The organism is Apibacter raozihei, from assembly GCF_004014855.1.
Taxonomy (GTDB): domain Bacteria; phylum Bacteroidota; class Bacteroidia; order Flavobacteriales; family Weeksellaceae; genus Apibacter; species Apibacter raozihei.
Genome location: NZ_CP034930.1, coordinates 1838919 through 1860195, shown reverse-complemented (window position 1 = coordinate 1860195; position 21277 = coordinate 1838919). Strand labels below are relative to the sequence as shown.

Genomic DNA, 21277 nt, shown 5'->3' with positions numbered 1-21277 from the left:
TTTTAAAATTTTGTGTAATTGATTAAAACGGATTCCATGTAATTCCAAATCCTAAAATGAAACTGTTAAGTTTTGCATCTCCATAAAAATTATAGAATTCATTGGCAACTCTTCTTTGTTGACCTACATAGTAAATACCCGTCAAATCCAACATTAATTTTTTATCAAAAAAACTATATCCTACCCCTCCTGTTAAAGCATTATTATCAGTACTTGGTGTTTCCGGATTCCAGTAAACATCTTTTACAGGCGATTGATCGTGATAATACCCCAAACGTAAAGCTAAAACATCAGTTGCTAAATATTCTGCTCCTACCCTAAACGTACTTGTTGATTTGTAAAATTTAGGTGATGTTGAAATATTTGGATGTAAAGGATCATTTCCTATTTTATTTTTTTCAAATTCAAAAGTCAGATATTCGTATCTTTCCCATCCGGATACATTCCAATCTGCAGAAACAGATAATTTGGGAATCACTCTATAGGTCACTCCTAAAGTAAATTCAGAAGCTAATGGTAAAGTTGCATGAAATTTATCATGTGCTGTAACAAATAAATCCGTTCCCACTAATGATGAAGGTAAATCGAAATCAGCTTTTCCGTTTACAGCATCCATATCTACTTTTGAACGGTAGGCAATACTAATATCCAAATCTTTGGTAGGCTTAAAATACATTCCCAGATTAAAACCATTACCTGAAGCATTTTTATCTTCCAATTTCATCCTGCCGTTTACGGCTGAAAGAGAACGTTGTAAATTTACACTTCCCACTGCATGAATAAATCCTACACCTGCACTAAACCAATCGTTAAAACGGTATGCGATAGTTGGCTGTAAGAAAAATGAACGTAATTCAATTTTTGTAATCAGATCCTGACCTGCCCAATTTCTCCCCCAATCAACACCACTTCCAAAGGGAGTAGTTAAACTGAAACCTACAGATAATTTATCCGTTGCCTTGTATGCAATATTGAAAGCCATAGGAGTACTTACAGGATTATCGGTATGAGATTTGTATAAAATTTCTCTATTCTGATATTCTGCTTTTCCAAAAACACCGAAACCTCCGGCTGAAATACTAAGTTTGGAAGGAATAAAGGCTATTCCGGCAGGATTAAAAAAAGCAACGCTGGCATCTCGGGTATGGGCACTTGTATGCGCCATAGCTGCCTGGCGAACTCCTTGCAATGAAACCCTGAAACCTCCGGCCTGCACAAGGATTGTGGTAATAAAAAAGGTGAAAAATAATACTTTTTTCTTCATAATTATAATTTTCAATAGAAAAACAAAACTATATGAATTTTAATATATTTCTAATGTCAGCATTTTTTATTTCGTAATATAATAATGTATATTAAGTTTTTAATTGAGCTAAAAACCAATAATACAACTGATTATAAATACATTAAACATTTTTTAAATTTATTTAGATTAAATACAAATAATTCATATATTTGCGAAAATCATAATATCTAAAATTATGCTTAGCAGTGTTTCTTTATCTATACTTAAACCTACTCAATCAGCAAAGGTTATCGGATTTTCTGAAGAAGAGGTTCCCGCAAAAATATTAGAAATGGGAATTGTACCTGGAGTTGTGGTGAAACTTAAAAGACAAGCCCCATGGAACGGTCCGCTATATCTGGAGTATGGTAAAGAAAAAAGTACTATAATGCTAAGAAAGGAAGAAGCCAAGAGCATTTTGATTGAATTGGTGTAAGAAAAGGAAAATGAACAAAAAAAATATCGCTCTTATTGGTAATCCTAATTCAGGAAAAACTACCCTATTTAATCAATTAAGTGGTTTACATCAAAAAACCGGTAACTACCCTGGAATAACTGTTGAAAAAAAGAAAGGCAAATTTATATTTAAAAATATTGAATACAATCTGCTGGATCTTCCGGGAACTTATAGCTTATGTCCTTCTTCAGCAGATGAGGAACTGGTTTTAAATATTTTAACATCTCCCAACAATCCAGATTATCCTGATTGTATAGTTGTAGTGGCAGATGTTCACAATATGAAAAGAAGTTTATTTCTTTATGAACAAGTTAAAGATTTAGAACTTCCGGTAATATTAGCCATTAATCAGATTGATGATATTGAAAAAGAAGGAATTATTATAAAAGAAAATAATATTCCTGAATTTTTTGATACTCCTGTTGTCCTAATCAGCTCAAGAAAAGGCAAAGGAATTACAGAACTGAAAGAAGCTATTTTTAAAGGGACTACTGCTTCATCTTCTCCATCTTTTAAATATCCTAGCGAGTATGAAAAAGCTGTACAAGAATTTAAAGAAAATTTTAAATTAAATGATTATTTAGCATGGTTGTTATTATCGCAGTCTAAAAACGAAATTATTCCTAACCAATTTAGAGAAAAGGCTGCTGAAATTATAAAAGAATATAAATTAGTTCCTAAAAGGCTCCAATTAAAAGAAACTATTTCAAGACATCAGAAAATTGATAGCTTAGTAGAAAAAATAATTCATAAAGATCCTACGTTTCAGACTTTGACCAATAAAATAGATAAAATAGCAACTCATCCTTTTTGGGGCTATATTTTATTTTTTGGTATTTTATTCCTCATATTTCAATCTCTTTTTTATCTATCCAGCTTTCCTCAGGATTGGATTGAAGAAATATTTGCTTATTCTAGCAACCTACTGAAAGAACATTTACCAAGTGGACCTCTTATGGAGCTTGTTGCTGATGGTATATTACCAGGTATTAGCGGAGTTGCCGTTTTTGTACCTCAAATAGCCATTTTGTTTTTTTTCCTTATGTTAATGGAGGAAAGTGGTTATATGTCGCGTGTGGTTTTTCTTATGGATCGATGGTTTAGGCCAGTAGGCTTAAACGGTAAAAGTGTAGTTCCACTATTGTCGGGTGCAGCCTGTGCAATTCCCGCTGTTATGTCTGCCAGAAACATTGAAAATGCTAAAGAAAGACTCATTACCATATTAGTAACCCCTTTCATTACTTGTTCAGCAAGGTTACCAGTATACTCTATAATTATCGCATTAATTATTCCAAAAGGTAAAGGTTTCTTCAATTATCAAGGATTAACAATGATGCTTATGTATCTTCTAGGCGTAATTATGGCATTCATTGGAGCAGCTATTGCCAATAAATTTATAAAATCTAAATATAAGAGTTATCTGATTCTTGATATGCCTAATTATAAGGTACCATTCTGGAGAAATGTATTTTATGGTTTATTTGAAAATTCGTGGAGTTTTGTTGCTAATGCTGGTAAAATAATTTTAGCCGTCAGCGTTATACTATGGGCTCTGGGTACTTATGGCTTTGCTAAAAATGAAGAAGATCAAAAATTATACTTTTTAAAAGAAACTTCTTTAGAAGATTCTTATTTGGGAAGATTTGGTAAAAGCATTGAACCCATTTTTGAACCGTTAGGTTACGATTGGAAAATTGATATAGGTATTTTATCTTCATTTGCCGCCAGAGAAGTATTTGTTGGAACCTTAGCGTCTATTTACAGTATGGAAGATGATGGTGAAGAAAACCTAAAATTAAAAGAGCTTATGCGCAAAGATATTAACCATAATACAGGAGAACCTACTTTTAACTTTGCAACAGGTGTCTCTATATTACTTTTCTATGCCTTTGCTATGCAATGCATTAGCACTCTTGCCATTGTGAAAAAAGAAACTAATTCATGGAAGTGGCCCACAATTCAATTATTTGCAATGACTGGCATCGCATATTTATTTGCTTTGATGGCGTATCAATTGCTTAAATAATTGATACATAAGACTATTTGATTTGATTTGATTAGCTGTATCCATACAATTATAAACAGTGAGATTATCCTTAGAAACTGCAATCAATGCTTTTTTAATGTTAAAAAATAATAACTTTTATAATAAATTTATCAGCAATTGTAATTTAATCAAAAAAAGAGAGTCTTAGCAAAATAATATTACTTTTTCCCTTAAACATTTAAAAGATTTATACTCATTTATTTACATATAAATGAATTTATTAATTTTTCTCTAAGCTGTTACATTAATGAATATAAATATTTTTTCACTAATATAAAGTTTTTAATCAAATTTAAAACTGTAACTTTAAATATTACAGAATAATTTATATATTTGAAAAAAATAAGAAAATGAAAAAAGTAATCTTAAGCATTGTCGTTTTAATTTTAGGAATGATATCAAGTTGTGAAAAGAAAAAAAATGAAACGGAAAACAAGACTTCAACTGAACGTTTTGAAACAATAAATAATTCGGCAGAAAATAACAAAAAACTAGTATTAGATTTTTATCAGAAACTTTTTGGAGATAAAGACTTATCTGCAATCGACAAGTATGTTGCTGAAGACTATATTCAACATAATCCTACAGTTGCAGACGGAGCAGAAGCATTAAAAAAAGAAGCTGAAATATGGTTTAAAGGTCAGGGAAAAACTAGTATTGACGTGCAGCACGCAGCAGCTGAAGGAGATCTAGTTTTTTTACACATTAAAAATTCAAATCCTGATGGAACACTTACTTCTACTATAGATATTTTTAAGGTAATCAATGGAAAAATAGTTGAGCATTGGGATGTACATCAAAATGTACCTAAAGAATCTAAAAACCAACACCCTATGTTCTAAGATTCTAAAATAATTTAAAACAAATTATGCTTCAAAACTTAAGCTTTTTGAAGCATACTTTTTTATTAAATTTTCGGATAAAATCTTATTTATATATTACTGATAGTAAAAAAATTTTGCTAATATTGATTGGTTCTTAATAATACCAATGTACAGGCCTCTTCTGAAACAATATTGTTATCCTGTGCCAAGTTTACTAACTCATTATTTTCTGTTCCCGGATTAAATATAATTCTTTTAGGCTTCAAAGAAATAATATATTCATAATACTCTTTTTGCCTATCAGGATTTAAATATAAAGTTATGGTATCCAAATCAATGATATCAGGCAATTCTTTGGAAAAAGAGACATCTCCTATTGAGCCCTCTTTATTTCCTATAGCTACAACCGGATGCTCATATTGTCTTAAAAGTTTAACCGCTTTGTAACTATATCTTTCTGGATTTTCCGAAGCGCCTATAACCAACGTTTTTTTCATTTAATTATTTATTTATACTGTTATAGAATCAAATGAAAATTCTATACCAAACTTTATTATAAAAATCTCAACGAATTTACAAACATCTGCCTTTCTAAAGAATATAGTTTTAAAAATTTATATTTAGTAAATGAATTTTGCGTTTACAGCAAAAGGTAACAGGGTTAGAAGATATATTGTAATTTGATGTGTACACTTTAAGAAAAATCATATTTATATTATTAAATTTATTTTTAAAATCAAAGGTACTGCACAAAAATGGCATCACTTGCTTACATCTGGAAGTGGCAAAGCATAAAAGATTTAGCATTTTAGTTATTGCAGAATTTTAAGATAAACCGATATTGAACTAACACTTAAAATTCTATTAAAAATAGCTAAATATAAAATAAAAAAGCAGTTTTTATAATCTTAATATATTGGCAAAATTGAAATAAAAAAAATTTAATTCTAAAATAAAAGTGAGAGATAAATTCTGGATATTTATAAAAAAAACATTCTATAAAGATAAGCAAAAATTATAAGATAAATATTTGCATTACTAGCTTAAGACTTATTATATTTGGAAAAACCAATCAATATTTATTATGCAAAAAATAAAAGTACTTAACCCGGTAGTTGAAATGGATGGGGATGAAATGACCAGAATAATCTGGAAATTTATCAAGGATAAATTAATTCTTCCTTATTTAGATATCGACTTAAAATATTTTGATTTAGGAATTGAAAATAGGGATAAAACAAATGATCAGGTAACTATTGATTCGGCAGAAGCTACAAAAAAATATAATGTTGCAGTAAAGTGTGCAACAATCACTCCTGATGAAGCCCGCGTAAAAGAATTTAATCTTAAAAAAATGTGGAAATCTCCCAATGGTACTATTCGTAATATTGTTGGTGGAACTGTATTCAGAGAACCCATAATCATGAATAATGTTCCTCGTTATGTACAGGGATGGACACAACCTATTGTTATAGGAAGACATGCGTTTGGTGATCAATATAAAGCCACAGACGTTGTCACGAAAGGTCCTGGTAAATTAACCATGACTTTTACACCAGAAAACGGAGAGCCTCAGACCTGGGATGTTTATGATTTTAAAGATAGCGGTGTTGCCTTATCAATGTATAATACCGATGAATCCATCAGAGGCTTTGCCCATTCGTCTTTCCAAATGGCATTAACTAAAAAATGGCCATTATATTTATCTACAAAAAATACTATTCTGAAAGCATACGATGGAAGATTTAAAGATATATTTCAGGAAATTTATGAGAATGAGTATCAGAATAAATTTAAAGAGCTAGGTATTACTTATGAACACAGATTAATTGATGATATGGTAGCATCAGCAATGAAATGGAATGGTGGATTTGTATGGGCATGTAAAAATTATGATGGTGATGTACAATCTGATACTGTAGCACAAGGTTTTGGCTCTTTAGGACTGATGGCTTCCGTATTGGTTACACCGGATGGTAAAACTGTAGAAGCAGAGGCTGCTCACGGAACAGTTACCCGCCATTACAGACTTCATCAGGAAGGAAAAGAAACATCTACTAACCCTATTGCTTCTATCTTTGCCTGGACAAGAGGATTAATACATAGAGGAAAACTAGACAATACTCCTGAGCTGGTAAATTTTGCTGAAACTCTTGAAAAAGTTTGTATAGAAACTGTTGAAAATGGAAAAATGACTAAAGATTTAGCTCTTTTAGTTAAAGGAGATAAACTGACCAGAGCAGATTACTTAAACACGGAAGAGTTTTTGGACGCTATTGATCAAGGTTTACAAACAAAATTAAATTAAGAATAATTATTGCCTGTTCATTTTTTAACTATAATTTTTTAATGTAAATAGACTGAAAAAGGTCATTTATTTTAATAAATAATCTTTTCATTTACATGAAATTAGTAAAAATTAACAGGTAGTCTTTTCTTTAAAAATATATTAATTTTTAAATCTTCTTTTTTTTATTCAAACTTCTTGTCTGTTAGTAAAAAAAATTGTAGATTTGCCACTCAAATTTTTAGCAAAATGAAAAAAGACATTCATCCGGATAATTATAGATTAGTTGTTTTCAAAGACATGAGTAACGACGAGGTGTTTATTTGCCGTTCGACAGCAGAAACAAAAGACACTATTGAGTATGAAGGAACAGAATACCCATTGGTTAAAATGGAGATTTCAAGTACTTCTCACCCATTCTATACCGGAAAAGTTAAGTTAGTTGACACTGCCGGAAGAGTTGACAAGTTCTTTAATAAATACAAGAATTACAAAAAGTAATTTTATTACTTATTAAAATACTCAACCCATTGTATTCATTTACAATGGGTTATTTTCGTTAACATGTATTTGGCACGAATATTGGGCATTTAAATACAATTATAAACAGAATATTGCAAGTATAAATTAATTATTTCAAATACTAACCTGATTTTTTTATACCTTGCAGATACTAAATACATAACTATGAAAAATAAACTTTTAATTTTGTTTTTGAGCTTATTTTCAGTAATTGGATTTTCTCAGGAAAAATATAAATACAGAGAAGATATCCAATCTACAGCAGATAAAGTACAAAGCGTAGAGTCAATAGTTAAGGAAGAATTCGGCAATCCGTCATCTCCAGGAATATGGACATCTGACAATGCTGATTATGGACTGATGGTTAGAACTAAAGGTAATACCTTTTCTATCAGTGCTTGGCAGATTTCCGATAAATCGGATATTAAAGCCAGAGTGGAAAGGCTTATGGCTAAGATCAAACCTTCTTTGTGAAAATCTAGTAAATCTTAACATACTAAATGAAACTTCAGTAATTTTACTGAAGTTTTTTGTAACTATATAAAAACCGATAAAATGAAATTAGATATTTTAGCTATAGGAGCTCATCCTGATGATGTAGAGCTTGGCTGTGGCGGAACATTAGCCAAGATGATTTCTTTTGATAAAAAAGTAGGAATTATAGACTTAACTCAAGGAGAACTTGGTACCCGTGGAACTGCTGAAACCCGTAAATACGAAGCCAGCGAAGCTTCTAAAATTTTAGGAGTTTCAGTTAGAAAGAATTTAAACATGAGAGATGGTTTTTTTCTAAATAATGAAACAAACCAATTGGAGGTTATAAAAATAATACGGAAATATCAACCTGAATATGTTTTAGCTAATGCTGTTGATGATAGACACCCAGATCATGGCAAGGCTTCTAAATTAGTTTATGATGCCTGTTTCTTATCAGGTCTAGTCAAAGTAGAAACATTTTATGATGATAAGCCTCAACCGGTATGGAGACCTAAGTATGTTTTTAATTACATACAATGGAATGAAGCTAAGCCAGACTTTATTATAGATATTTCTGAATTTTTAAATCAGAAAGTAGAAGCTTGTATGGCTTATAAGACCCAGTTTTATGATCCAGACTCCAAAGAACCCACTACACCTATAACTTCTTCTAATTTTAAGAAAAGTATTATTTACAGGGCAGAAAATCTGGGAAGACTTATCGGAACTGATTCAGGAGAAGGTTTTACTACTCAAAAATGGATTGGATTAAAAGATTTTGAAAATTTTATTTGATATTAAGAAATCTATTTATATATTTGCATTCCCAAAACGGTGGCCATAGCTCAGTTGGTTAGAGCGTCGGATTGTGGTTCCGAAGGTCGTGGGTTCGAGACCCATTGGCCACCCTAACAAAAAAGGTGATTTATCAATTGATAAATCACCTTTTTTATTTTAAGAAACCTTTTTACGGTTTTCCTCAATAATTTTTAACTAATAGAGAGTATATTTATATTCTTCAAATCAGAACTTAATTGTTAATAATTCCAAACAATTGATTAATTAGTTTTAAAGCCCTCTAAGTAGGGCTTTAATTATATGTAAAAACCTTGCCGCTAATAATCAAAATCATTAAAAACGGAAATATAAAATCAAGTATTAATTACATCAACTGATTAATTATATCTGAAAGTTGCCTATTGCTTTTCGTAGACTTTAGTCTTGAAAACATTAATATATTCAGAATAGCTTACTTCCTGGCAATCCTTAGGCATTTTCACATCCAGTTCTCCAGTATCTAGCCCTACATACCCATCAGTTAATCCAAAACCGGCATAAAAACATTCATTTTCATCGTATCCGATATAGTCGTTAAAATCTCTAAAATCTACTACCGAAATACCTTTAAATTCAGAAATAATATTTCTTCCATCAATTGTATTAGCCTTCGGGTAATATCCGTTTCTATACTTTTTCCAAACTTTTGGATTAGGATTGGTATCAAACCAGACAGCTGATATCTCTGTTGAGCAATTGTAATCAGGTATCCATCTTTTGAATCCATATTTTTCTGACAACTTTTTAATTTGATTATAAACTTCCTTTCTTTTTTCCAACAATTCTTTGAGCCTTTTTCCTGTCTCAGAATCATCTTTAATAACATAATACATATCCTATATTTTTTAACATATTTTCTTTTTCATGCTTCCTCATTAACTTTTTAAACAAAAAATGTTACAACAAAATTTCCATCATTATTTTTTAAGTATAAATATAGTTATTTTTTTATCTTTTTATATAAATATATTTAAACTTTTTTATAAAAAATCCTTCATATTAAACCTTTTCATATCTAATAATCCTTATTTAGGTAAAAACTTATTTCTAATAAGTTAGTTTTTCACAATCAATTTTAAAATAACATTAGAAAATAAGTATTTTATATTTTAATTTATCATTTATTCAATAATCTTAAAAACAATAAGCTATACATATATAAAATAAAAAAAACGTTAATTTTTTGGAAATTTCATTAATTAAAGCTTAAAAAATAAATAAATTTCCATATAAACACAATATACATTAACATACGTAATATATAATTAAATTTTAATTTACGAATTTTCTTTTTGTTCAGTACTGATATTTAATTTATAGTGGCTTTATTTTATTGCTATCTTTTTCAAATTGGAAAAGACAATAATTTCATAGACTAAGTACAGATTTTTAACTAAAATATTCATGAATTTGAAATAGATAAAAAAATACAGCTTATATAAAGAATGTAATAATAGTATTTTTTTTAATGTTTATAAAACAACAAGTTTTATAAAATCAAATTATGATTATATAAAACATAAATTTTACAAATAAGAAAACTTGAAAATAACTATTTAAATTTTTTAGCCACAGAAACAGTATAAATACCCCAGGGATCAATAAGCTGTTCTACTTTTTCAAAACCAAAATTTTCAATTAGCTGATCCATTTCTGCTTGTATTCTTCTTCTTATAATTTGAGGAGTTTTGTTTTTTAAAGAACTTTTATTCAATATTCTGTTTAATATTTCATTATGCGTATGACCGGATTGATTAGTATAGATTAAGTAACCTCCCTTAGGTATAATTCCGGTAAGAAGCTCTAAAGCGTGATTTAATTTATTATTATCAGGGAACAATTCACAAAAACCTGAAATAATGCTTAAAGTGGGTAGGAATTTAATATTTGAAAAAAGAGATTCGCTAAAAAAATCAGATTTTAAACATTGAGCTTTATTTTGTAATTTATTTTGTTTGATATATTTTTCTCCTGCTCTAACATTCGATTCATTTACATCACATAACAGGATACTGTCAATTTTATCTTTATACAGGTCAACGATATTCAGTATGCACCCTCCGTGCCCGGTAGCTACATCTAAAATACTTACGGAAACTTCAGATTTATTTAATTTTTTAACGTATTTACCTACAAGATTTTCCAAGTTACTTTTCCTAATTCTCAATCCTTTCCATATTAGCCGATCTAAATATTTTTTATCTAAATATTTACCTATACCTACATTTTTCATAACCCCTATAGCCTCTGGTTGATTATTATATATGTACTCTAAAGAAATAGGAGAATTTAAACCGAATTGGTGACTTAATTTCAAGCCTTTGGAAATTCTTTTTCCAACCATCTTTATGTATGACTTTAAGAAAAAATAATAAATATTTTTTATACTATAAAAAGGGATAGGAAGAATTGATTGAACGTATTCATCATACGTTACCCCCTTTTGATCTGAATTTTTTAAATTTATCGGAACATAAATAAACTCTACTTTTTCAATAAAATTTTTAATCGCTTTAAATGCTTTGTATCTTTCTTTTTCTCCTAATGTATCGTGAAAAAAGCCACTGAAATTATGTTTTTCTTTAATGGAAGAACCTAATGCGAGATAAAATTCTTCTTGAACTTTTTTGTGAACTATTTTATCCTCTTCAGAAATGAGCAACAATGTAGGTACTTGTATTGCTTGTGCATCAGATACAATTCGAGCAGATGTATCAAATATACCAATTAACAAATTAGACGATATCTGCAAGGATACTAAGGGATCATTATGATAAGAAGTAGCCCTGTTTAAATCATGGGAAAGTTCTTTACCTTTGATATATGATTTTAAATAAAAATTGCCTTTAATTTTTTGCCATATTTTAACAGCAATTAGAGCACCGGGATATCTTAAATGTAATTTAAATGCTGGTGAAGTTAAAATTAAAGCTTTAATTTTTGGGGCATAATCATGAACCCAGGTTGTTGCTATTACTGCACCTAAACTTTGTGCAATAATTATAATACTGCTTATAGGTATCTGGTACTTTTCAGATATATGTCTTATAAATAATTCCAAATCATTGACAAGAGTTGCAAAATCAGGACTATATCCTCTCTCTCCTTCCGACTTTCCGTTTCCACGTGCATCCCAGGCAAAAAATGAAGTATCTTTAAATCCTAATTCCTCAACTATATGAGCTACCCTGCCAGAATGCTCATGTCCTCGATGCAATATAACAATAGTACGAACATATTGATTAACCTGATTAGGCTGCCAATGTCTGTAATATATAGAGACCCCATCTGCTGTTGCAAAATGGTTTTCGGAAATAGACCAATCGGGTTCGGATTTATTCATTGTAAATGATTTTAATTCATCGCTAAATTTCTTCAACCATTATTATTTCAAATTATACAAAAACAAAATTTAATTACTAAATACAGTAAACTCATTAGATTCGGAAAATTTATTTAAAAAAACTTATAATCATATCGTATCTGCTGATTTTAGCTGATAATAATAATTTTCTACTTAAGTTAAACTACTGTTAATGTGAATTTGCAAAAATGAAATGATAATTTTTCACCCGAATTAATCATAATAATTTACATTATCATTTTCATTTTTCTTTTAATTCAAAAATTTCTCTTTGAATCTGATCTACTATTTCCTGAGGATCATCTGAACTAATCATTTTAGGAGTTCCGAAGGTAAGCGAAGCTTTATGAGGTAAAATTAAATGATCCCCCTTGGGTAAAGCTTTTCCTAATCCTTCAAGATAAACCGGAATATAATTGACCTGCTTATTTGATAGCAATACGTATGCCACACCTTTCTTAAGTGGCTGAGAAACATCTGGATTCCCTCTGCTCCCTTCAGGAAATATTATAAGCGAATATCCTTCTTTTAAAGCATTATCCATTAAATGTATAGGGTCACCTTGAGAATTATTATTTAATAAAACTTTTTTTCTATCTATTAAGAGGGTGTTAACGAAATAATTACTTAATTTTTCTTGCAACCTTGTTTTACCAAAATAATCTTTTGCTGCTACAGGTTTAACTTTGTCTATAAGTGAAGGCGGTAGAGAAGCCATAATGGAAAGTGCATCCAAATGACTGTTGTGATTAGCCACTATTATAAAGCTCTTTTCTTTTAAAAGAAAAGATGATGAATCAAATTTGACTCCTATTACCCACTTGAGAAAATTTTTAATACAAATGGTATATACAAAAATCAGTATAAGCTTTCTCATTCTTAATATGCAAAATAATATACCAGATGAAAAAATACGGGTGCTGTATAAAATAAAGAATCTACTCTATCCAGTATACTTTTCTGTCCGGAAACAGCATTATTCTCTTCTAATATTCCAATATCTTTTTTTATAGCAGTTATCACCAACGATCCAAAAAAACCAGATACCGAAATCATAAAGCTTACCAATAGCAAGGGCCACAATGACAAAGGAGTCAGAAATCCTAAAAAATATCCAATAATTGTTGTACTTATAATTCCTCCTATTAAGCCTTCCCAGGTTTTATTTTCGCTGATTGTGGGTATTATTTTATGTTCTCCCAGTATCTTGCCCCACACATACTGCGAAATATCATTTATTTCTGTCATAAATACTAAAAATAAAAGAAGACCTCTGCCTCCGTTCAAAAAACCATGAATTTCTGGTAAGGATAATAGAAATGCAGTATGGCTGAGGCAAAATATGGATAAAACAGTAATCCATTGTAATGAAGCCATGGACTTAACAATACCTTTAGTATCACCTTTGATGATAAGCCTTACAGGTAAAAATAAAAACATCCATACAGGTATAAATACTATAAATGCACTATACCAACCTGCATACGCCAGATAATAATTGATGGGTATTGCTAAAAATGACCAAAAAACAGCTCTTCGGTCAGAATCTCTGAAATCCAGTATTGAATATAATTCACGGAAAGATAAAAAAGAAAGAAAAGCAATTCCTACAAAGGAAATTCTTTTATCTAAAAAAATAACAATTATAAATATAAAAACGATAATCCACCATGAATTGGTTCTTGACTTTAACTCTTTTAATATGGGCGTAGGTTTTATCAGTCCTATTATAAAAAATAATAGTGAAGCAACTATTAAAAGGACAAAAATTATTGCTATGACTAATAATATTTCATCCTTTTTTAAAATATCCAACCGAAAAAGTGAATTCATATTTAAAAAAAATACAGCCTCAAATTTACGTTTTTTCAGGCTATCATAAAATTATATATGCCGGAAGTTTTAATACCTTCACTTTACGTAAAAATATTTTCATTAATATTTAAATTAAAATTTACATTTATTTAGTTGTTTAATACGCTTTTATAATTGTACTATTTCATTTCGTATTTTTTTAGAACTTACTTTGTTTTAGCTTACGAACCAGATGTTACATGATTAAAATACTTATAAAACCACTTTAAAAATCACCATAATTTACCTGAAAACAAGATAGCTTCAACTCTTTTCTCCACATATCAACGACTTGATTTCTGTCGTCTAATATAAATTCAATGTAATATTGATTTTCAATATATTCTTTATAAATTTCCGTTTTCACTATTGAATCTTTTCTGTAATCGTCAGATTTTCTCATCCATAAATTATCGTATGGAATTTCATATTTTTCAAGAAATTCTAACGTAGGTTCTCTATGCTTTTCTTCTCTCCCGGAAACCAGTAATATTTTATATCCTAATTTAAAATAATTTTTGAGGACATTTCCTACTGGTAAATTTAATTCATCTTCATTTGATTTTCCTGCATCGAAAGGATTCCTTCCCTTCATCAGTGCTAATGTCCCGTCTAGATCACAAATTAAAGCTTTAGGCAGATTCATATCCTGAACCTTATCTGCATTTGCCGGTTGAGTTAATATTTTTGGTCTTGTAGAAAAATCAAAATTTTGTTTTAAATTCTGAAACTGTTCAAACATTCGTTCTAAAACTCTAACCGGGATATGTTTTCCGGTTTGTTCTTCTCTGTTTATACATCTTTTACGGAGTTCTTCAAGGCTAAGGTCAAAAAGTTTAAAAGATATGTCTGCATAAGAGTTAAATTTCTTAATGTATTCGGTAATATACTCTTTTTTACAATGGGTAGCATCTATAAGCACATTAGTCTTTTTTTTAATTAATTCCTGTATGGAAGCATCTACCAATTTTGTTATCAGATGTTCTTTTTCTCCTGAAAGATTTTCCTGGGAAAAGTTCATATGCCTAAAGTCATCCCGACAAACTCTCATCCAATTTTCTTCCGTTCTCAAAAAATATTTGGCAAATGTCGATTTTCCGCTTCCGGGTGGCCCTATCAAGAGTAATATCTGTATGTTTTTTTTCATTTTAAATCAGTCTCATTTATTTTAATTAATACACAATTTGTTTATTACAACCTTCTATCTAAATTTATTTCTGCTTTTTCCCCCATAATACGATCATATACTAAATTTTTAAGATAATAATTATCGGACTTAATTTCAGCATAAGGCACTTTAAGTAATTCCCAGTTAATCATCCAATCGTTGATAGAGCATTGTAACTTTCTTTCTATTTTTCTTTTTCTCAAGTAATAGTCATAATCTTCTAAAAAGTTAACTCCATATATCATGGTAAGGTATTGATCATTCCTTATTTTAAATGCGGGGGGAATATTTTTAATAAATGCTTTCCGTGGTTTAATTACAATTCCTTCTTCGTTTTCCGCATTTAATGTTTTATACCATGCATAAATTTCTTCAATGATAATGTCTACATTCTTTTCATTAATTTCTTCCAGATATAATAACCCGTCGTCGTTTACTTCCTGATAGCTCAGATTGTCATTTACCAAAATTTCCGTTCCGTCCTCATATACTTTTTTAAGAATGTTAAAGGGTTTAAAAAACATTTTTTCGGTTTTTCCAAAGTGAGCAATCTGTTCTTCATAAATGTCAATTCCCTGTTTATAAGCTTCAAGATTTTTAATTGTAAAATTTTCTACCGATGCGTATTGACGTATTATATGAGCAGGATACTTTTTAGCTACTTCTTTCTCGGAATGGCTGGATGTAAAGCTTATGAAATTTTTATATTCTTCAGACTTTTTAACCTGTTCAATTTTATGATATAATTCTGAATTTTTTAATTCATTGAAATGATTTTTATGCACGGTTAGATAGCCTCTAAACTCATTTTCAATTAAACCTTTACCTAAAGTACTCCAAGGCATGAGTTCAGATTGTATAATTGCAAGCTCCATAGTACTCCAATCGAGCTTTTTATATATCTCTTTACAGGCATTTAGCGCTTCTTCCTTGCTTATATGCTCTATTCTGAATCCATTGCGACTCACAAAATAGGTGTCCTCTATATTTTTATGTAAATATATATCACAATAGGAACCCATATATTTTCTCTGAACCACCAGTTGTGAGACACCATTTCGTAAAAAATAATATACGGCTTCATAAATACTTTCAATTTCTTTTCTTTCAGCTGATTTGGGTGCTGGAGAAATAGTTGGAGAAAATGCATTTACTTTACTTTTACAAAACCAATCGATTCTGCTTTTTAATTTCCTTAATTCACTGTTTTGCTGCATTTTTCTAATGTTTTGAAATTATTACTGCTTGTGTGGGTTGTATTCCGTTTATAGAGTCTCCTATTCCGCTATATTTTGTTATAATACCAGGAATTGAACTTGCACATTCTTCTATCAACTCTTTAAATTCTTTTTCACTGAGTTCAAAATCATGATCCTCATGTCTTTTATCCAAACTTTCCGAATAGTAAACATTAAAATCTGAATTCGGAGTAGTTATAATCATTTCGTTTATATTAAACTGTAATGCTTGTTTAATTAATTTTTTTGCTTCTTCTAAAGTATTATGTTCAATGACTTCAGTCATAATCACATTCACGAATTCATCGGTTCGAACTTGTTCTAAACGCGTATAAAATTCAAGGTTTTCTGCTTGATAACGCTGGGGAAGATATTCTGCCATACTTGCAAAATTTTCATTTTCATCCACAGCTATATAATGGGATCTAAATCCTTTATTCATCATTTTTTTATAATAAATAAACTCACCACAGCCTATATCCACAATTGGCCGGTCCAACTCAAGCTTATCCGTTATAAACCGAACCCTGTCAGCATGTGTTCCCAACCAGCTTAGTTCTGCTTCCATCCCGTATTTTCTTAAATATTCTTCAAAAACCGGTTTTATATTTTTAAACTGCTTCTCTGATTTGGTTGCCCTTTTAATAAATAAATAAAACACAAAGTACGGCACATGGTCAATATTCGTTAAAATTCGTGCATATTTTTGTGCAAACTGATCATCAATAAAGGTAAATAAGCCGTAATCATTAGTTATATGAGTTAAAAGCGCTACTAGGTTTAAAAGATTTATTGCTTCAAATATAGATTTACCTTTAATTTTAAGATTAAATACTTTACCCTGTACCTGTGTTAACTTAATCCCTTCAAAGTATTTGCTTAACAGAAATTCTTCGTCTCTATACCAGTTGGAATGTATAAAAAATGAGGGAATTTCAATAGTACATTCTTGCGTATCTGCTTCTCCTTGTGTAATTCCTAACCAGGAAATTTCTTTTTGAACATATTCTGATTTTTCTTTGAGTATATGATTAAACAATTCATTAGATATGTGTAATATTACTAAAGGATTGCAGTAACTCTGAAAATCTATCTGATTGGAATCTTCAGGTAAATAGCTGTATTTGGTATCCTGAAAGATTACTTCATATTCATAACTACTCACTATATTCCCTACTATAATACCTTTTTTAAGTGGTTTAAAATATAACCCGGCATCGGTTTCAGGATTTTTATGTAATATATCTAATAAATACTTATTAGCACTCTTTATCTTTAGAATCATGATTTATTTATTTTACCATGCAAAACTAAAATAAAAATGCGCAATACAACTACGCAATCAATCAGATAGTAAAATTTACACTATCAAAAAACGAAATCATTGACTTTACTTATATCATTTCCTATTAAAATCACACCATTAAAACAAATAAAAAATTAATATAAAATAATAATAAAATAAAAAAAACAAACAATTAACAAAGTTTTTAAAATAAATAATAACTTAATTATACTTTTATGTTGCAAAGAATTAAATTTTATCTTATATTTGGTTTAAATAATTAATCCTAATAGCCTATGAATTAAAAGTACTCATTTTCAAATATAAATTTTTCAAATTTATATAAACACTAAAAATAAGATACATTCAATTATCTTCTTACATTTAAGCCCATTAACTACTCTATCTATCGTTTACGAACCCTCTCTTGTCATAGATTAGACATATAACTTGTATACATTAAAAAACAAAAAATTAACCCTACAAAAAAAAAATTATGAGAAAATTACACCTGATATGTTTATATCTTAGTTTTCTTCCCTTATCAATTATTTCACAAACTAAGGAAGATATTGCAGTCATTCAAAAAGAAAGCAACACCAATCATTTGGAAGCAATATCCAAGCTGTTTGATGTGGAGGCAAAAGCTAATAAAGAAAGAGCTTTACAATTAATGAAAACCCGAAAGCTTCAGGAAAAAATTTATCATGAAGACGGAAATGTGTCGGAATTAATTGGTGTAACTGCAGATATGCGTCCTATATATTATATAACGGAAAATATCAAAGCCGCGAAATCAACAAGAGCCAATTACTTAAATTCAGGAGGAGGTTTACGACTAAATTTAGACGGTCAGAATATGACTGCCTACATTTGGGATGAAAATGCAGTGAGATCTACACATCAGGAATTAAAAGGACGAGTTTCCATAGGAGATGGTTCCACGGGAATGAGCAACCATGCCACCCATGTGGCCGGAACTATGATTGCTTCCGGAAAAGATCCTAAAGCCAAAGGAATGGCTTCTCAGGCAAAAGTGATAAGCAACAACTGGAACTCGGATGCTTCAAAGGCTGCTACTGCTGCCACAAACGGTATGACCCTATCCAATCATTCGTATGGTTTCCGGTTTTCGTCTATTACTCCCTGGATGTTTGGAGCCTACTCAAATGAATCAAAAAGCTGGGATGAAATCATGTTTAACGCCCCTTTTTATCTTATGGTATGTTCAGCCGGTAACGACGGATATGCTACCAATCCTAATCCTCTGGCTACAGGGTATGATAAACTATCCGGTTTTAAAACTTCTAAAAATAACCTTGTCGTTGCCAACGCAGAAAATATTGTTATTGATGCGAATGGAAAATTAGCACAAGCAAGCATCAATGGTTCCAGTAGTCAGGGACCTACGGATGATTTACGTATAAAACCTGATATTGCCGGAAATGGTACTGAAATTTATTCTTCCGTTGCTTCAAGCGATGTAAGTTATGCTACCTATACCGGAACTTCCATGGCATCTCCTAATGTTACAGGTACGCTTATATTACTTCAACAGCACTATAAAAATTTATACGGAACCCTTATGAAAGCTGCTACCCTGAAAGGACTCGCGCTACATACAGCAGACGACGCAGGAACGCCTGGCCCGGACGCCAAATTTGGATGGGGGCTGCTGAATGCTAAATTTGCCGCTGAGACGATCTCTAAAAAAAACAGCAATTCCCTCATTGAAGAAAATATCCTAACCAGCGGTTCTTCATACAGCATAACCGTAAATTCAGACGGCATCAATCCTTTAATTGCTTCCATTTCCTGGACAGATCCGGCAGGTAATGTTGTAAATAGTGGTACAATAAACTTATCAACCGCTGTGTTAGTTAATGATCTTGATATAAGAATTACAAAAAACGGAACCACCTACTATCCTTATTTACTTACCTCAGCAACTACCAGTAGTAAGGGGGATAACAAAGTAGATCCTTTTGAAAGAATTGATATACCAGGCGCGTCAGGGAGTTATACGATTTCCATCAAACATAAAAATAATTTATCCGGAGGAAAACAAAATTACTCTCTTATTGTTACTGGAATTATAAAAAGCAGTTGCTCGGCTCCCACAGGTTTGAAAGCTGAAAGAACTACTTCTTCAGGCACTATCCTAAAATGGAATGCAATTGCAGGTGTCGGAAATTATACGGTAGAATATAAAAAAGCTTCCTCTGCTTCATGGTCCGTTGCCTTAACTAATGACAATTCCTACACTTTAACAGGCTTGCAATCTGATACTTCGTATGACTGGCGGATTAAAGCTAATTGTTCGTCCGGGTCAAGTTCCAATTATAGCCAATCTAACTTTAAAACTTTGACAGTTGTTTCCTGTATTCAGAATTATGAGCCCAATGAATCATTTACCACTGCTGCTCCTATAAATACTAACACCAATTATTATGCGGGAATAGGAAGTGCTACCGATAAAGACTATTACAAATTTACAATAAGCGCTGTTTCAACTATCGTTGCCACTTTGGCTAATCTTCCTAAAGATTATGATTTAAAAATTTATAACAGCTCATTTATTCAAATAGGCAGCAGTACCAAGAGCGGCACATCCAGTGAATCCATCACTTTAAACAACCTCCCGGCAGGTACTTATTATGTACTTGTTTACGGTTATAATGGAAATTTTGATTTGTCTCAATGTTATCATTTAAAAGTAAGCACTACCCCTGTAACTTCATCATGTATCAATAATTACGAACCTAACGAATCTTTTGCAACCGCAGTGGCTTTACGTACAAATACGACCTATTCCGCAGGTATTGGCAGCGCAACGGATAAAGATTACTATAAATTTATTTTAGGTTCAAAATCTAATATCAATATTACATTACAAAATTTACCTAAAGATTATGATTTAAAACTTTATAACAGTTCGAAAACTCAAATTGGCAGCAGTACATTCAGCGGTACTACCAACGAAACAATTGCCATGAATAACTTAGCACCGGGCACCTACTATATATTAGTGTATGGGCATGCAGGAAATTTTGACTTATCAAAATGTTATAATTTAAGAATCAATGTTTCAAGTACGAATTCTTCAAATGCTGAATCAGAGTTAGCAAATCCTAATCCTGAGAATACTTTTATAAGTCCTTCTCTGTACCCAAATCCGGTAGAGAACACACTTTTTATAAAAGATATTAAGTATAGCTCCAACGAAGTGGAAGTAATAACTATTACGGACAGAAATGGAAGAGTGGTTAAAACCGCAACCGTTAAGTCTGGTACTGAAATCACCTTAGATGTATCCGAATTGCCTTCAAATTTATATTTTTTACGTATTCAAGATTATAATTTTAAATTTTTCAAAAAATAACTTCTTAGGGAGTATCTAAAATAAAACCGAAGGATTAGTTTTCTTCGGTTTTATTTTTCATTAACTATTAAACGAAAATAAACAACATTTAAATAGTATTTATTTCACAATCATTTATTATCATACTATAAAATAATTATTTAAATTAACTATTTAAAAGAATATAAAAAATATATATTTTATATAAATAAAAAATGAATTCTGTATATTTGAATACTAGTAATTCTAACGTATATGCTTATGAAATAAC

Annotated in this window: 17 protein-coding genes and 1 tRNA gene; 9 read left to right on the top strand and 9 right to left on the bottom strand. The window is 30.4% G+C overall.

Annotation, left to right across the window (positions count from 1 at the left end; all coding sequences use genetic code 11):
• Positions 1-22 precede the first annotated feature (22 nt).
• Positions 23-1264, bottom strand: coding sequence for an OmpP1/FadL family transporter (locus EOV51_RS08295; protein ID WP_128151740.1), 1242 nt, complete (start codon positions 1262-1264; stop codon positions 23-25).
• Between the two features lie 217 nt (positions 1265-1481).
• On the opposite strand from EOV51_RS08295, the gene EOV51_RS08290 reads away from it, so the two are divergent.
• The 3 genes from EOV51_RS08290 (at position 1482) to EOV51_RS08280 (ending at position 4631) form a co-directional block, all read left to right on the top strand.
• Positions 1482-1721, top strand: coding sequence for a FeoA family protein (locus EOV51_RS08290; RefSeq protein WP_128151738.1), 240 nt, complete (start codon positions 1482-1484; stop codon positions 1719-1721).
• A gap of 10 nt (positions 1722-1731) precedes the next feature.
• Positions 1732-3768, top strand: a complete 2037-nt coding sequence (gene feoB, locus EOV51_RS08285; protein ID WP_128151736.1) for a ferrous iron transport protein B — start codon at positions 1732-1734, stop codon at positions 3766-3768.
• A gap of 371 nt (positions 3769-4139) precedes the next feature.
• Complete coding sequence (locus tag EOV51_RS08280) at positions 4140-4631, top strand: nuclear transport factor 2 family protein (protein ID WP_128151734.1); 492 nt, start codon at positions 4140-4142, stop codon at positions 4629-4631.
• A gap of 119 nt (positions 4632-4750) precedes the next feature.
• Here EOV51_RS08280 and EOV51_RS08275 read toward each other — a convergent pair whose 3' ends face one another.
• Positions 4751-5110, bottom strand: coding sequence for a CoA-binding protein (locus EOV51_RS08275; protein WP_128151732.1), 360 nt, complete (start codon positions 5108-5110; stop codon positions 4751-4753).
• A gap of 587 nt (positions 5111-5697) precedes the next feature.
• Between EOV51_RS08275 and EOV51_RS08270 the strand changes: the two genes are divergently transcribed.
• The 5 genes from EOV51_RS08270 to EOV51_RS08250 all read left to right on the top strand — a co-directional run bounded on the left by EOV51_RS08270 (position 5698) and on the right by EOV51_RS08250 (position 8807).
• Entirely contained in the window at positions 5698-6921 is a 1224-nt protein-coding gene (locus EOV51_RS08270) for an isocitrate dehydrogenase (NADP(+)) (RefSeq protein ID WP_128151730.1), read from the top strand.
• A gap of 228 nt (positions 6922-7149) precedes the next feature.
• Positions 7150-7401 carry a type B 50S ribosomal protein L31 gene (locus tag EOV51_RS08265; protein WP_128151728.1) on the top strand — a complete coding sequence of 84 codons (252 nt, stop codon included), beginning with the start codon at positions 7150-7152 and terminating at the stop codon, positions 7399-7401.
• A gap of 186 nt (positions 7402-7587) precedes the next feature.
• A complete protein-coding gene (locus EOV51_RS08260; RefSeq protein WP_128151726.1) occupies positions 7588-7896 on the top strand; it encodes a hypothetical protein in 309 nt (102 codons plus the stop codon).
• Positions 7897-7977: 81 nt separating this feature from the next.
• Positions 7978-8694 carry a bacillithiol biosynthesis deacetylase BshB1 gene (gene bshB1, locus EOV51_RS08255; RefSeq protein WP_128151724.1) on the top strand — a complete coding sequence of 239 codons (717 nt, stop codon included), beginning with the start codon at positions 7978-7980 and terminating at the stop codon, positions 8692-8694.
• Positions 8695-8733: 39 nt separating this feature from the next.
• Positions 8734-8807 (top strand) — tRNA-His (locus EOV51_RS08250).
• Positions 8808-9095: 288 nt separating this feature from the next.
• Here EOV51_RS08250 and EOV51_RS08245 read toward each other — a convergent pair.
• From EOV51_RS08245 to EOV51_RS08215, 7 genes are all read right to left on the bottom strand, one after another.
• The gene (locus EOV51_RS08245; RefSeq protein ID WP_128151722.1) at positions 9096-9569 is read right to left on the bottom strand and encodes a hypothetical protein; all 474 of its coding nucleotides are present in this window, start codon (positions 9567-9569) and stop codon (positions 9096-9098) included.
• 719 nt (positions 9570-10288) lie between these two features.
• Entirely contained in the window at positions 10289-12079 is a 1791-nt protein-coding gene (locus EOV51_RS08240; RefSeq protein ID WP_128151720.1) for a bifunctional alpha/beta hydrolase/class I SAM-dependent methyltransferase, read from the bottom strand.
• A 262-nt stretch (positions 12080-12341) separates the two neighbouring features.
• Complete coding sequence (locus tag EOV51_RS08235; RefSeq protein WP_128151718.1) at positions 12342-12977, bottom strand: lysophospholipid acyltransferase family protein; 636 nt, start codon at positions 12975-12977, stop codon at positions 12342-12344.
• A gap of 2 nt (positions 12978-12979) precedes the next feature.
• On the bottom strand, positions 12980-13933 hold the full coding sequence (locus tag EOV51_RS08230) for a phosphatidate cytidylyltransferase (RefSeq protein WP_128151717.1): 954 nt from the start codon (positions 13931-13933) through the stop codon (positions 12980-12982).
• A gap of 247 nt (positions 13934-14180) precedes the next feature.
• Positions 14181-15101 (bottom strand): phosphatase domain-containing protein, encoded by a 921-nt coding sequence (locus EOV51_RS08225; protein WP_128151715.1) that lies wholly within the window; start codon positions 15099-15101, stop codon positions 14181-14183.
• A gap of 44 nt (positions 15102-15145) precedes the next feature.
• Positions 15146-16339, bottom strand: a complete 1194-nt coding sequence (locus EOV51_RS08220; RefSeq protein ID WP_128151713.1) for a hypothetical protein — start codon at positions 16337-16339, stop codon at positions 15146-15148.
• 4 nt (positions 16340-16343) lie between these two features.
• Positions 16344-17645, bottom strand: coding sequence for a methyltransferase domain-containing protein (locus EOV51_RS08215; protein WP_128151711.1), 1302 nt, complete (start codon positions 17643-17645; stop codon positions 16344-16346).
• 496 nt (positions 17646-18141) lie between these two features.
• On the opposite strand from EOV51_RS08215, the gene EOV51_RS08210 reads away from it, so the two are divergent.
• A complete protein-coding gene (locus tag EOV51_RS08210) occupies positions 18142-21027 on the top strand; it encodes a S8 family serine peptidase (protein ID WP_128151709.1) in 2886 nt (961 codons plus the stop codon).
• Positions 21028-21277 lie beyond the last annotated feature (250 nt).

Bases quoted from the DNA above. Each gene is read 5' to 3' on its own strand.
- EOV51_RS08295 (WP_128151740.1), bottom strand. From the start codon at position 1,264: ATGAAGAAAAAAGTATTATTTTTCACCTTTTTTATTACCACAATCCTT.
- EOV51_RS08290 (WP_128151738.1), top strand. From the start codon at position 1,482: ATGCTTAGCAGTGTTTCTTTATCTATACTTAAACCTACTCAATCAGCA.
- feoB (WP_128151736.1), top strand. From the start codon at position 1,732: ATGAACAAAAAAAATATCGCTCTTATTGGTAATCCTAATTCAGGAAAA.
- EOV51_RS08280 (WP_128151734.1), top strand. From the start codon at position 4,140: ATGAAAAAAGTAATCTTAAGCATTGTCGTTTTAATTTTAGGAATGATA.
- EOV51_RS08275 (WP_128151732.1), bottom strand. From the start codon at position 5,110: ATGAAAAAAACGTTGGTTATAGGCGCTTCGGAAAATCCAGAAAGATAT.
- EOV51_RS08270 (WP_128151730.1), top strand. From the start codon at position 5,698: ATGCAAAAAATAAAAGTACTTAACCCGGTAGTTGAAATGGATGGGGAT.
- EOV51_RS08265 (WP_128151728.1), top strand. From the start codon at position 7,150: ATGAAAAAAGACATTCATCCGGATAATTATAGATTAGTTGTTTTCAAA.
- EOV51_RS08260 (WP_128151726.1), top strand. From the start codon at position 7,588: ATGAAAAATAAACTTTTAATTTTGTTTTTGAGCTTATTTTCAGTAATT.
- bshB1 (WP_128151724.1), top strand. From the start codon at position 7,978: ATGAAATTAGATATTTTAGCTATAGGAGCTCATCCTGATGATGTAGAG.
- EOV51_RS08245 (WP_128151722.1), bottom strand. From the start codon at position 9,569: ATGTATTATGTTATTAAAGATGATTCTGAGACAGGAAAAAGGCTCAAA.
- EOV51_RS08240 (WP_128151720.1), bottom strand. From the start codon at position 12,079: ATGAATAAATCCGAACCCGATTGGTCTATTTCCGAAAACCATTTTGCA.
- EOV51_RS08235 (WP_128151718.1), bottom strand. From the start codon at position 12,977: ATGAGAAAGCTTATACTGATTTTTGTATATACCATTTGTATTAAAAAT.
- EOV51_RS08230 (WP_128151717.1), bottom strand. From the start codon at position 13,933: ATGAATTCACTTTTTCGGTTGGATATTTTAAAAAAGGATGAAATATTA.
- EOV51_RS08225 (WP_128151715.1), bottom strand. From the start codon at position 15,101: ATGAAAAAAAACATACAGATATTACTCTTGATAGGGCCACCCGGAAGC.
- EOV51_RS08220 (WP_128151713.1), bottom strand. From the start codon at position 16,339: ATGCAGCAAAACAGTGAATTAAGGAAATTAAAAAGCAGAATCGATTGG.
- EOV51_RS08215 (WP_128151711.1), bottom strand. From the start codon at position 17,645: ATGATTCTAAAGATAAAGAGTGCTAATAAGTATTTATTAGATATATTA.
- EOV51_RS08210 (WP_128151709.1), top strand. From the start codon at position 18,142: ATGAGAAAATTACACCTGATATGTTTATATCTTAGTTTTCTTCCCTTA.